Here is a 13150-nt window from a genome sequence, read left to right as displayed (position 1 = left end):
TATGAAAGTTGTACAAACTAACCAAGCGCCTGCTGCGATTGGGCCCTATTCCCAAGGAATCATCGTAAATAATCTTTTTTACAGTTCTGGTCAAATTCCGTTGACAGCAGAGGGAGTTATGATAGAGGGCGGAATAAATGAACAGACTCATCAAGTTTTTAAAAATTTGGAAGCGGTCCTTACAGCTGCAGGTGCTTCATTTGAGACAGTTGTAAAGGCTACTGTTTTTATTAAAAGTATGGATGACTTTACAGCAATTAATGAAGTATATGGTGAATATTTCTCAACGAATAAACCGGCGCGTTCTTGTGTAGAGGTAGCAAGATTACCGAAAGATGCATTGGTGGAAATTGAAGTCATTGCGCTCGTGAAATAATCGAGCGTTTTTTTAATTTATTCTATAACCACTATATTTAACACATAAAAATCAGACTTTTAAAAATGTTCACCATTTTGTCTAAAATATATTTAAAATATTTAATAGATTAAGAAGGATTTACTAGAAACCATGTTGAATTAATAACACTAGCTTTTTAACATAAGAAAAGGGTGTGAGCACATGGAAGTAACAGACGTAAGATTACGCCGTGTTAACACGGATGGCCGAATGAGAGCGATTGCATCAATTACATTAGACAATGAATTCGTTGTTCACGACATCCGCGTTATCGACGGCAACAATGGTTTATTTGTGGCTATGCCAAGTAAACGTACTCCAGACGGAGAATTTCGTGATATTGCGCATCCAATCAACTCTGGGACGCGTGGTAAGATTCAAGAAGCTGTCTTGGCTGAGTACCACCGCTTAGGAGAATTAGAAGTAGAATTTGAAGAAGCAGGAGCTTCCTAGAAAGTAGTATTCAACTAGAGCCTACTACACAAGTAGTGCTCTTTTTTTATTTGTCCCCCAACATCCTCCTATTGTTTCCTCTAATTTTTTCAAAATAACAAATTCGGACACTTTTCTTACATTCCTTGAAATGACTGACTAATTACGTTAATATTTTTAATGGATAAAAAGGTAAATTGGAGGACTGTTCATGTCTAATCGTTATGCTGTGATTTTGGCCGCAGGACAAGGCACCCGGATGAAGTCAAAGCTATATAAAGTCTTACATCCTGTATGTGGGAAGCCGATGGTCCAACATGTTGTGGACCAAGTGAAAATGCTAAATATTCAAGAATTGGTTACCGTGATTGGTCATGGAGCTGAATTGGTAAAGGCTCAATTAGGGGAAGAAAGTCACTATGCCCTTCAAGAAGAGCAGCTTGGAACAGCGCATGCTGTAATGCAGGCGCAGCAGAGCTTAGAAGGTAAAGAAGGGGTTACCATTGTAGTTTGTGGTGATACACCTCTAATTAAAGCTGAAACGATGGAGTCTTTATTTAAACATCATGAGGAAGTATCTGCAAAGGCTACAATTCTTACAGCAAGAATTGATGACCCGACAGGATATGGACGGATTATTCGAAATGAAAATGGCTTTGTAGAAAAAATTGTTGAGCATAAAGATGCAACTGAGACAGAGCGTGAAATAAATGAAATTAATACAGGTACCTATTGTTTTGATAATGCTGCTTTGTTTGAAGCACTGAAAAAGGTTTCAAATGACAATGTTCAAGGCGAGTTTTACCTGCCGGACGTAGTAGAAATCCTAAAAAATCAAGGTGAAGTTGTTACTGCTTTTCAAACCACAGATCTTGAAGAGACGTTAGGCGTTAATGATAGAGTTGCATTAGCAGAAGCAGAAAGAATTATGCGCAGCCGAATAAATGAAGGCCATATGCGTAATGGTGTCACAATTATTGACCCTCAGAATACATACATCGAATCGGATGTTGTAATTGGTCAGGATACAATTGTTCTTCCAGGTACAATCTTAAAAGGCAGGACGGTTATTGGTTCAGAATGCCAAATCGGCCCTAACTCAGAAATTGATACATGCGAAGTAGGAGATGAAACGGTGATCCGCCAATCTGCCGCATATAATAGTTCGATTGGGTCTCTTGTTAATATAGGTCCATTTGCACATATTAGACCAGATTCCGACATTCATGATGAAGTGAAGATTGGCAACTTTGTTGAGATTAAGAAGGCGGTTTTCGGAAAAGGAAGTAAAGCTTCTCATCTGAGCTATATTGGTGATGCTGAGGTTGGCAGTGATGTTAATATCGGTTGTGGATCGATAACGGTTAATTATGATGGTAAAAATAAGTTCTTAACGAGGATTGAGGATGGAGTCTTTATTGGCTGTAACTCTAATCTTGTTGCGCCTGTTACTGTTGGCAAAGGAGCGTATGTAGCTGCAGGTTCAACGATTACGAAGGATGTTCCTGGAAATGCATTATCGATAGCACGTGCACAGCAGGTAAATAAGGAAAACTATGTCGAGAAGCTTAATAAGAAAAAATAAGCAAGAATATTGGAGGGCATTATGTCAAATCAATACTTAGATCCAAACTTAAAGGTATTTAGTCTAAATTCAAATCTACCTTTAGCGAGAGAGATTGCCAAGGTTATTGGTGTTGAATTAGGAAAAAGCTCTGTCACAAGATTCAGCGATGGAGAAATTCAAATTAATATCGAAGAGAGTATCCGTGGCTGTGATGTATATGTCATTCAATCGACAAGCTCACCTGTTAATGAAAACATCATGGAATTATTAATCATGATAGACGCTTTGAAAAGAGCCTCTGCTAAGACGATTAATATTGTTATGCCATACTATGGCTATGCGCGTCAGGACCGTAAAGCACGTGCTCGTGAGCCGATTACCGCTAAATTAGTAGCAAACCTTCTTGAAACTGCAGGTGCAACTCGTGTAATCTGCTTAGACTTACATGCACCACAGATTCAAGGCTTCTTTGAAATTCCAACAGATCATTTAATGGGCGTTCCGATCTTAGCCGATTACTTTTTAAAAAGAGAATTTAACGGTGACATCGTTATCGTTTCTCCTGACCATGGCGGTGTAACGAGAGCGCGGAAGTTAGCTGAACGATTAAAAGCACCGATTGCGATTATTGACAAACGTCGTCCACGGCCGAATGTTGCAGAGGTAATGAATATTGTCGGTAATATCGAAGGGAAAATTGCAATCTTAATTGATGATATCATTGACACAGCAGGAACTATCACACTTGCTGCAAATGCGCTCGTGGAGAATGGTGCAAAAGAAGTATATGCTTGCTGTACACACCCTGTTTTATCTGGGCCAGCCATGGATAGAATTCAAAATTCAAAAATTAAAGAATTAGTTATTACAAACTCTATCGCTATGCCAGAAGAGAAAAAGACAGATAAAATTATTCAACTTTCTGTAGCACCTTTAATGGGCGAAGCAATTATCCGCGTACATGAAGAACAATCTGTAAGTACATTATTTGATTGATCTTTATCAATCCTTTTATAAAATATAATGTTTAGACCTTCCTGTTTTGGGGAATTTTTATAGAGACAGTTAAGAACAAAACTAGGAAGGTGACTAAACTCATGAGTACTGTTTTACAAGCAAAGGAACGTAAGGAACTGCGTAGTTCGGAGTTAAGAAGGATAAGAGAGACTGGTAACATTCCTGCTGTAATTTATGGGCGGAAGCTTGAAAGCAGACCTGTTTTTGTCAGCTCTGCTGATTTAACAAAGACCATTCGAAACGTAGGCAGGAATGGAGTTATTTCACTTGATATAGACGGCAGTAAGCATGATGTAGTGTTAACTGACTATCAAGAGGATTTTATTAAAAAGGAAATCATCCATGTTGATTTTCTAGCTGTTGATAAATCCTCTAAGATTAACGTAACTGTTAGACTTGTACTAACTGGCGAGGCAGCTGGGGTAAAAGATGGCGGTGTTCTTCAGCAGTCTGTTCATGAATTATCGATTACCTCTACTCCATCAGAAATTCCACAGCAAATTGAAGTGGATGTAAGTAACCTCCAGGTGGGCGAAACGATGAAGGTTTCCGATATTCTCTATCAAGGATCATTTACGATTAATCATGAGGAAGACGAGGTAATTGCCAGCATTCTGCCTCCTCGACAAGAAGAGGAAATCAATGCAGGTGAGCAGCAAGAAGGCGGACACCCTGATAACGAAGAAGGCAGAGAAACAGAACCAGTAGGTGAATAGAAAAGCGGAAGCGCCTTCGGAACAAGCACAGCTTGTTCCTGCGAAGTTTATTCTAAGGAGCTTCCCTTTGTGCACAGGGGCGACAGGCATAAGACGAGCCGGCGAGAAGGTTGCTCTTTAACCTTCTTGTCGGATTGTCTGAAATGTGGAGGCGACTGTTCTGGGACGAAGGCATAAGACGAACCCTGCAAGAAGGCGGTTTTTGCCTTCTTCAGGGGGCGGCTTATGACTCGAGTCCCAAGAAGCCGCAACTAGACAAGCTTATGACCCCGAGCCCCTAGGCGCTGCAGCTAGACAATATTTGTCAGACGTAACCTGATTAAGGTTACGTCTTTTGTCGCATTTATCACAAAAAAGACGTATTATTAAGTGGGAGAGAAAAGAATGCTCCGAAAATTATTTAACAGGTGGACTGGGCCGAAAGAGAGGGTAAGAATGAAATTAATAGTTGGTTTAGGAAATCCTGGGAAGCAGTATGAAAACACGAGGCATAATATTGGATTTGAAGTCATTGATGAGCTTGCGGATCAATTAGATATTCCTTTAAATCAATCAAAATTCAAAGGACTATTTGGAATGGGTGTTCATAAAGGTGAAAAAGTGGTTTTATTAAAACCGCTGACTTATATGAATCTCTCTGGGGAGTCCATTAGAGCGATCATGGACTATTACCAGATTGAGTTAGAAGATTTTCTGGTCATCTATGATGACCTGGACTTGCCAGTCGGAAAAATCAGGCTTCGTCAAAAAGGAAGTGCTGGCGGGCATAACGGAATAAAATCTACGGTAGCACATCTTGGAACACAAGAATTTAACAGAATACGGATAGGAATTGATCGACCAAGGAACGGTATGAAGGTACCTGATTACGTGTTGGGACGTTTCAGCGAAGAAGATCTTCCATCAACAAAGGAAGCCGTAAAAAAGAGTGCTGAAGCTTGTAAGGCTTGGTTAGAAAAGCCATTCTTACAGGTAATGAATGAATTTAATCAGTAAATTATTCATTAGATAACCCTTTCTTTCATAGAATAAAGAACACATTTCTTTTGAATAAACTCGCTATTCTTCGTAAATACTAGTAGTAATAGTAGAATAGGGAGGGCTTGTTAGTGGCCATTCATTATCACTGCCGTCATTGTGGCACAAACATTGGTTCCATTGAACAATCATCGATACACAGCGAAACACTCGGGCTTCATAAATTAACGGAGCAGGAAAGACAAGAGATGGTCGCGTATGATGTGTCTGGTAACATACACATAACTGCTATATGTGAAGATTGTCAGGAAGCATTAGAAAGAAATCCAGATTATCACCAATATGATTTCCTCATTCATTAAACAGCTTTGGAAGCACTCCAAAGCATTTTTCTATTTTTTAAAATACTAATGTCAAATTAAAAATACGAAGAAGATTCAGGAGAGAGGAGGAACGGGCTTTTGAAAGGTTTAAAATCACTATTTCTAGACCAAGAAGATATTCACTCTATCATATCTGGAGTCCAAGAAGGCTTGAAAGAACAGCTGATTGCTGGATTATCGGGCTCATCAAGAACAGTCCTGACTGCTGCTATTTACGAGCAGATGAACAGACCAATTCTATTTATTACCCATAATCTCTTGCAAGCACAAAAACTCTATGATGATATTGTAAATCTATTAAGTGAGGATGAAGTTTTTCTTTTTCCAGCAAATGAACTAATAGCAGCTGAGATGAGTATAGCGAGTCCAGAGTTAAAGGCACAAAGGATTGAAGCCTTAAATCACTTCAGTAAGAAAAACAAAGGTATTATGATTGTTCCTATTGCTGGACTAAGAAAAGTCATTCCTCCAAAAAACATCTGGAAGAAGTACCAGTTGACTTATAAAACAGGTGATGACCTTGATGTAACAGAGGTACTAACCACCTTTGTTAAAATGGGCTATGTTCGGGTGGATATGGTCTCAACCCCCGGAGAGTTTAGTATAAGGGGCGGGATTATTGATATTTATCCGCTTACAGTCAGCAATCCTATCAGGATTGAGCTATTTGATACAGAGATTGATTCAATCCGTTATTTTTCCTTAGAAGACCAGCGTTCCATCGAGAAAACTGAAAAAGTTTTAATTGGTCCTGCTACGGAGGTTCTTTTTGAGGCAGAGAACTTTAGCCGGTTAATCGGTAACCTTGAAGATGGTTTAGCTAAGAGTCTGCGAAAATTAAAGGACGATAAAGCAAAGATTCAGCTCTCGCAAAATATTAGTTATGAGCTGGAACAATTAAAAAATAGCCACAAACCAGATCACGTTTTTAAATATCTTTCACTAGCATACGATGGCGGTACTAGTTTACTAGACTATCTTCCTTCTAACGGAATGGTATTTATTGATGAAATAAGCCGGGTCCAAGAAATGAATGAGTCATTAATAAAAGAAGAGGCAGAATGGTATACGGCACTGCTTAGTGAAGGTCAAATTATTCATGATTTGGCTATTTCCCATGATTTATCCGGGCTGCTTCATAAGAGTGACTTTCCGATTCTTTATATGAGTTTGTTTCTTCGCCATGTTGCGAATACGAGTCCGCAAAATATTATCAATGTTTCTTGTAAACAAATGCAAAATTTCCATGGACAAATGCACTTATTGAAGGCAGAAGTCGACAGATGGAAAAAAGGAAATTATTCGATCCTCTTTTTAGGACCAGACGATGAAAGAGTAAAAAAATTAGAACGAGTTTTAGAGGATTATGAGATAGAAGCCTCTATCGCAAAGAGCGGTCAGCAGCTCTTACCTGGAAAAGTTCAAATTATGAAGGGAAACCTGCAAACTGGGTTTGAGTTGTCGATTCAAAAGCTTGCTGTCATTACAGAGGAAGAGCTTTTTACGAAACGTGTCAAAAAGTCTACTAACAGACAAAAACTTTCAAATGCCGAAAGGATCAAGAGTTATTCTGAACTTAAAGTTGGGGATTATGTCGTCCATGTTAATCACGGGATCGGAAAATACTTAGGAATTGAAACCCTTGTTATAAATGGTGTTCATAAGGATTATCTCCATATTCGCTATCATGGGACAGATAAGCTTTATGTTCCAGTGGAACAAATTGACCTTGTTCAGAAGTATGTTGCTTCAGAAGGAAAAGAGCCCAAAATATACAAGCTTGGCGGCAGTGATTGGAAAAAGGTTAAGAAGAAAGTTCAATCTTCCGTTCAAGACATTGCAGACGATTTAATCAAGCTTTATGCAGAACGCGAAGCAGCGGTTGGTTATGCCTTTTCTCCGGATGGGGATATGCAAAGAGAGTTTGAAACGGCTTTTGCGTACCAGGAAACAGAAGACCAACTTCGGTCCATCCATGAGATTAAAAAGGATATGGAACGACCTAGACCAATGGACCGTTTGCTTTGTGGTGATGTTGGTTATGGGAAAACAGAAGTCGCGATTCGAGCTGCATTTAAAGCCATTGCAGATGGTAAACAAGTGGCACTGCTTGTACCAACAACGATTTTGGCCCAGCAGCATTTTGAGACGATGAGAGAAAGATTTCAAGACTATCCAATCAATATTGGTCTGTTAAGCCGCTTTCGTTCTAAAAAGCAACAAACGGAAACGATAAAAGGATTAAAAGCAGGTACAGTCGATGTAGTAATTGGAACACATCGTATCCTTTCAAAAGATATTATTTATCGTGATTTAGGTTTATTAATCATTGATGAAGAGCAAAGATTTGGGGTAACCCACAAAGAAAAGATAAAAAGGCTAAAAACAAATATTGATGTTTTAACACTAACAGCAACACCGATTCCGAGAACGCTTCATATGTCCATGCTCGGTGTTCGGGATTTATCGGTTATTGAAACACCTCCTGAGAACCGTTTCCCAGTTCAAACCTATGTAATGGAGTACAATGGATCGCTTGTTAGAGAGGCGATCGAGAGGGAACTGGCACGTGACGGACAAGTATATTTTCTATATAACAGAGTGGAAGATATTGAACGAAAAGCCGAAGAAATATCGATGCTTGTTCCAGATGCCAGGGTAACATTCGCCCATGGACAGATGTCAGAAAATGAATTGGAATCTGTTATGCTTAGCTTTTTGTCTGGCGAGTTTGATGTACTAGTCAGCACGACCATCATTGAAACCGGGGTAGATATTCCTAATGTGAACACGTTGATTGTCTATGATGCCGATCGAATGGGGCTATCACAGCTTTATCAGCTTCGCGGTCGTGTGGGAAGATCTAATCGTGTCGCATATGCTTATTTCACGCACCGAAAGGATAAGGTATTGACTGAGGTAGCCGAAAAACGCTTACAGGCCATTAAGGAATTTACTGAGCTTGGCTCCGGATTTAAAATTGCGATGCGCGACTTATCCATTAGAGGCGCAGGTAATTTACTAGGGGCACAACAGCATGGATTCATCGATTCAGTTGGATTTGATCTGTATTCTCAAATGCTGAAAGAAGCGATTGAGGAAAGAAGAGGGGACTTGAAAGCTGAGCAAAAGGCCACTGTAGAAATTGATTTAGAAATAGATGCCTATATCCCTGATACCTACATTAAAGATGGCCATCAAAAAATTGAAATGTATAAGCGTTTTAGAGCCTTACAAACACTGGAAGATATTGAAGAACTTCAGGCAGAAATGATCGATCGTTTTGGTGAATATCCTGAAGAAGTTGATTATCTATTCCAGGTGGCAGAAATGAAGGTTTACGCGCTTCTAGCAGGTGTTGATAGCATTAAGCAAGCAAAACAGGAAGTAACCATGTTAGTTAATGAACGAGCGAGCAGCACAATTGATGGACAAAAGGTCTTTGCGATCAGCAATAAATATCCACGAATGATTGGGCTTGGAATGGAAGGTCAGAAGTTAAAAATGACCCTTCAGATTAAGGGTACAGAAACGGCACACTGGCTAAATATAGCGTTTGAGATGATTAAAGGGCTTCAAGCTGCAAAAAAGGGTCAAGAAAATCCTGTATAACTGTGTAAATCGACAGGGGTAATATCTTCCTCAAATAGGATAATTTTCCCGTTTGTGAAAAAATATTACGAATGTGTATAGAACTTTCCAGATGAAAGATACTAAGTTCAAAGTTGGTTATGATTCCATCTACAGGAAGGATTATCAAAACCAAGTTAGTAAAATCATCAGATGAAAGTGAGGCAACATTGGATGAAAGCAACTGGAATAGTTCGTCGAATCGATGATTTGGGTCGTGTTGTCATTCCCAAAGAAATACGCAGAACGCTGCGTATCCGTGAGGGGGATCCGTTAGAGATCTTTGTAGATCGAGATGGAGAAGTTATTTTGAAGAAATATTCACCAATCAGCGAGTTAAGCGATTTTGCCAAAGAATATGCAGAAGCCCTTTTTGACAGCCTCGGAAACCCGGTATTAATTTGTGATAGGGACAGTTATATTGCTTTAGCAGGCAGTTCTAAAAAAGATTATCTAAATAAAAATATAAGCGATTTAGTTGAAAAAACAATGGAAGACCGTAATTCGGTCCTTGTAACGCAGCAAGGTGATATTGCGTTAGCCGATGGTAATGATGAAACCATTTCATCTTATACAATTGGACCAATCATTGCAAACGGCGATCCAATTGGTGCAGTTATTATCTATTCAAAAGAGGGAACTCTTGGCGAAGTAGAGAAAAAGGCTGTTGAAACTGCTGCTGGATTTTTAGCAAGACAAATGGAGTCCTAGAACTAATATTATTCTCAAAATAAAAGAGGCAGCCTTCGCTGTCTTTTTTATTTGTCTTGAAATTCAGCTCCACAAGAGTATAAGAGGTGCAAAGTGCAGATAAATCATAAGACCTGAGTTTAGGGGAATAAGCCGCCGTCTAGAAGGGGCCCGAGGGCGCTTGCCGCTTTATAATATGCTATAATACACACGAGTTAGGTTAGTTAGGAGATAAGAAATGAAGCATGTAAACCAGTCAAAGGCTCTTTTTAGGGGGGCTTTTATTTTAGCCATTGCAGCATTGGTAACGAAAATCCTAAGTGCTGTATATCGGGTTCCGTTTCAAAATATTGTTGGTGATGTTGGCTTTTATATATATCAGCAGGTATACCCGTTTTATGGTCTAGCCATAGTCCTATCGACCACAGGATTTCCAGTTGTTATTTCAAAGTTATATGCGGAACAAAAGGACAAGGGTGACCATGAGAAAATAAGGCGGCTTTTATTTGTCTCCTATATCCTTTTACAGTTATTTGGACTTATTTGTTTTTTTATTCTTTATTTTGGCGCCAATCATATAGCGATATGGATGAATGATGAGAAGTTAGCGATTTTACTTAGGGTTGTCTCAATTGTCTTTTTATTATTTCCGATTGTTGCTATTTTGAGAGGGTATTATCAGGGGAAGGGGGATATGGTGCCAACGGCTCTTTCTCAGGTGGGGGAACAATTAATAAGGGCATTCACCATTCTTTTTTCTGCCTACGTGCTGACAAAGCTGGGATATTCGCTGTATTTGATTGGCGGAGGTGCCATGTTTGGATCGATTACCGGTAGTATGGTATCAGCAGTTATCTTGTTTACGTTCCTTTGGATTCGTAAAGAATGGGGAATAATTGCTCCTCGAAAAGGAATGCTGGCGAGCTATTATCGAGAGGCTGGCATTATTTTAAAGACGCTTGTCTATCAAGGTCTAACAATCTGTATTAGTGGAATGCTAATGATTTTTATACAAATGGCTGATGCTTTGAACCTGTACTCTTTACTTACAGAGAATGGATATGGGATAGAAATGGCCAAGGGGATAAAGGGAATATTTGACCGTGGGCAGCCAATAATTCAATTAGGGACGATTGTTGCTGTATCCATGTCCTTATCACTTGTACCCTTAATAACGAGTGCAAGAATTAAAAAGGACATGTCTTTCTTGCGTGATAAAATTCAGCTGGCTATTCGAATAGCTATCGTCATTGGTGTTGGGGCATCTTTAGGCCTATGGGCAATAATTGAGCCAGCTAATATTATGCTATTTGAAAATAACTCAGGATCTTCGGTATTAGGAATCCTTAGTTTTGTTATTCTCCTTAGCTCAATCATTACAACAATCATTGCTATAATGCAGGGGCTAGGTTCATTACTTTTTCCTGCAGTCATCGTACTGGCAATCTTTCCATTAAAATACATGTTAAATAATTTTTTCGTCCCGACATTTGGGACCATGGGTGCCGCTTATGCAACCCTTATTACGTTAGTTTTTGCTTGCGGCATTCTTTACTTAAAATTTATAAAAATGCAGAACATTCCGCTGCTATCGTTTCACTTTCTACGAACCCTTTTGACAGCAGCCTTCATGATGGTACTCCTTCTAAAAGGCTATCTAGCCTTAACAGATATGATTACGATACCGGTTGGGACCGAGAGGATAATGGCAGCCATTCAGGCGCTCGGAGGTGCCGTTTCCGGAGGATTCCTTTTCTTGTTTATTATCATTAGAGGTGGCGTCTTTTTGGAAAAAGAATTATCATTATTTCCTTTCGGCAGTAAATTAAGCCTTTTATTACCTAAGAAGAATAGGAGTTAGAAAAGTATGGGCAAAACAATTGAAGTTCTCGGATTAGGAGCGGGAGATCTCGAACAGCTCCCCTTTGGCGTTTATAAGAAGATAATGAAGGCAGATCATGTTTACTTAAGGACAAAGGAACATCCCGTTATTGCAGAACTAGTTCAAGAAGGACTAGGCTTTACATCATTTGATTCCGTGTATGAAAAGCATGACCAGTTTGAAGAGGTATATCAAGAGATTGTCCAGAACCTGCTGGAAAAGGCAAAAGCGGAGCAAGTGATTTATGCGGTTCCAGGTCATCCTCTTGTTGCCGAAAGAACCGTTCAATTGCTTCTAGAATATGGTCCAAAAGAGGATATAGATATCATCATTGGCGGAGGTCAAAGCTTTATTGACGCCATTTTTCAATCATTAAAAATTGACCCTGTAGATGGTTTCCAGCTTTTAGATGGAACCCTTCTCAAATCTAGTCAGCTGCAAATTGATCAGCATATTTTTATAAGTCAAGTATATGACCAGTTTGTCGCTTCAAATATTAAGCTAACTCTTATGGAAAGACTTCCTGATGATTATGAAGTTGTCATTGTTACTGCCGCGGGAAGCAGGGATGAACGTATTGAGCGGGTTCCTTTGTATAAGTTAGACCGTAAAGTAACCCTTGATAATCTCACATCTGTTTATGTACCTCCTGTACAGGATGAACAAATCATGCTGAAAAACTTCTCTAAGCTGCGTGAGATTATTGCTGTATTAAGAGGACCAAATGGCTGTCCATGGGATAAAGAACAAACACACGAGTCATTAAAAAAGTACTTGATTGAAGAAACCTATGAAGTAATCGAAGCGATTGATAGTGGTGATATTGATCATTTAATAGAGGAGCTCGGTGATGTCTTGCTGCAGGTTATGCTTCACGCCCAAATCGGCGAGGATGAAGGCTATTTTGCGATTGAGGATGTCATTGAGGTACTATCAGAAAAGATGATTCGCAGGCACCCACATGTTTTTGGAGATAAGAAAGCAGAGAATTCTAAAGAAGTTCTTCGTAACTGGCAGGAAATTAAGAAGCAGGAAAAGGGCGAAAGGGAATTCTCTTTGCTTGAGGGCATTTCAAAATCGATGCCGAACTTACTAAGAGCCTTTGAGATTCAGAAGAAAGCGGCAAAAGTTGGCTTTGATTGGCAGGAAATAACACCAGCTTTGGAGAAAGTGAAAGAAGAGCTGGAGGAATTCGAGAATGAGATAAAGCAAGCAAGTTTTGTTGAAGCTAAAAAAGAATTTGGCGACATCCTGTTTGCTATTGTGAATATCGCAAGGTTTTTAGATATCAATCCTGAAGAGGCGTTATTTGGAACTAATGAAAAGTTTATTCGCAGATTTCAATTTATAGAAGAACGTGTAAAGAAAAGCGGAAAGTCTGTTGAGGAGCATTCACTCGAGGAACTTGATCAATTCTGGGATGAAGCAAAATCAAAAGGACTTTAGAAACGGGGGATT

Annotated in this window: 11 protein-coding genes; all 11 read left to right on the top strand. The window is 39.3% G+C overall.

Annotated features, from left to right (window positions below):
• Window position 1: 1 nt before the first annotated feature.
• Window positions 2-376 (top strand): RidA family protein, encoded by a 375-nt coding sequence (locus tag QFZ31_RS20340; protein ID WP_306077339.1) that lies wholly within the window; start codon window positions 2-4, stop codon window positions 374-376.
• Window positions 377-559: 183 nt separating this feature from the next.
• Window positions 560-850: a septation regulator SpoVG gene (gene spoVG, locus QFZ31_RS20335; protein WP_003347151.1), complete on the top strand. Its 291-nt coding sequence runs from the start codon at window positions 560-562 to the stop codon at window positions 848-850.
• A 190-nt stretch (window positions 851-1040) separates the two neighbouring features.
• Window positions 1041-2414 (top strand): bifunctional UDP-N-acetylglucosamine diphosphorylase/glucosamine-1-phosphate N-acetyltransferase GlmU, encoded by a 1374-nt coding sequence (glmU, locus tag QFZ31_RS20330; protein WP_307306278.1) that lies wholly within the window; start codon window positions 1041-1043, stop codon window positions 2412-2414.
• Between the two features lie 21 nt (window positions 2415-2435).
• Entirely contained in the window at window positions 2436-3392 is a 957-nt protein-coding gene (locus QFZ31_RS20325; RefSeq protein WP_307306276.1) for a ribose-phosphate diphosphokinase, read from the top strand.
• A gap of 101 nt (window positions 3393-3493) precedes the next feature.
• Window positions 3494-4129 carry a 50S ribosomal protein L25/general stress protein Ctc gene (locus QFZ31_RS20320; RefSeq protein WP_307306273.1) on the top strand — a complete coding sequence of 212 codons (636 nt, stop codon included), beginning with the start codon at window positions 3494-3496 and terminating at the stop codon, window positions 4127-4129.
• 435 nt (window positions 4130-4564) lie between these two features.
• Window positions 4565-5125, top strand: a complete 561-nt coding sequence (pth, locus tag QFZ31_RS20315; protein WP_307306271.1) for an aminoacyl-tRNA hydrolase — start codon at window positions 4565-4567, stop codon at window positions 5123-5125.
• 113 nt (window positions 5126-5238) lie between these two features.
• Window positions 5239-5469 (top strand): anti-sigma-F factor Fin family protein, encoded by a 231-nt coding sequence (locus tag QFZ31_RS20310; RefSeq protein WP_179603562.1) that lies wholly within the window; start codon window positions 5239-5241, stop codon window positions 5467-5469.
• 99 nt (window positions 5470-5568) lie between these two features.
• The gene (mfd, locus tag QFZ31_RS20305; RefSeq protein ID WP_307306268.1) at window positions 5569-9102 is read left to right on the top strand and encodes a transcription-repair coupling factor; all 3534 of its coding nucleotides are present in this window, start codon (window positions 5569-5571) and stop codon (window positions 9100-9102) included.
• Window positions 9103-9294: 192 nt separating this feature from the next.
• Complete coding sequence (gene spoVT / locus QFZ31_RS20300; RefSeq protein WP_179603560.1) at window positions 9295-9831, top strand: stage V sporulation protein T; 537 nt, start codon at window positions 9295-9297, stop codon at window positions 9829-9831.
• Between the two features lie 217 nt (window positions 9832-10048).
• On the top strand, window positions 10049-11671 hold the full coding sequence (locus tag QFZ31_RS20295; protein ID WP_307306263.1) for a polysaccharide biosynthesis protein: 1623 nt from the start codon (window positions 10049-10051) through the stop codon (window positions 11669-11671).
• 6 nt (window positions 11672-11677) lie between these two features.
• Window positions 11678-13138 carry a nucleoside triphosphate pyrophosphohydrolase gene (mazG, locus tag QFZ31_RS20290; protein ID WP_307306260.1) on the top strand — a complete coding sequence of 487 codons (1461 nt, stop codon included), beginning with the start codon at window positions 11678-11680 and terminating at the stop codon, window positions 13136-13138.
• Window positions 13139-13150 lie beyond the last annotated feature (12 nt).

This window comes from Neobacillus niacini (assembly GCF_030817595.1).
GTDB classification, from domain to species: Bacteria; Bacillota; Bacilli; order Bacillales; family Cytobacillaceae; genus Neobacillus; species Neobacillus niacini_G.
The sequence above is the reverse complement of the archived record's forward strand: the minus strand, read 5'-3'. Positions and strand labels throughout refer to the sequence as shown.

Coding starts and splice junctions, on each gene's coding strand:
- QFZ31_RS20340 (WP_306077339.1), top strand. CDS start 2: ATGAAAGTTGTACAAACTAACCAAGCGCCTGCTGCGATTGGGCCCTAT.
- spoVG (WP_003347151.1), top strand. CDS start 560: ATGGAAGTAACAGACGTAAGATTACGCCGTGTTAACACGGATGGCCGA.
- glmU (WP_307306278.1), top strand. CDS start 1,041: ATGTCTAATCGTTATGCTGTGATTTTGGCCGCAGGACAAGGCACCCGG.
- QFZ31_RS20325 (WP_307306276.1), top strand. CDS start 2,436: ATGTCAAATCAATACTTAGATCCAAACTTAAAGGTATTTAGTCTAAAT.
- QFZ31_RS20320 (WP_307306273.1), top strand. CDS start 3,494: ATGAGTACTGTTTTACAAGCAAAGGAACGTAAGGAACTGCGTAGTTCG.
- pth (WP_307306271.1), top strand. CDS start 4,565: ATGAAATTAATAGTTGGTTTAGGAAATCCTGGGAAGCAGTATGAAAAC.
- spoVT (WP_179603560.1), top strand. CDS start 9,295: ATGAAAGCAACTGGAATAGTTCGTCGAATCGATGATTTGGGTCGTGTT.
- QFZ31_RS20295 (WP_307306263.1), top strand. CDS start 10,049: ATGAAGCATGTAAACCAGTCAAAGGCTCTTTTTAGGGGGGCTTTTATT.
- mazG (WP_307306260.1), top strand. CDS start 11,678: ATGGGCAAAACAATTGAAGTTCTCGGATTAGGAGCGGGAGATCTCGAA.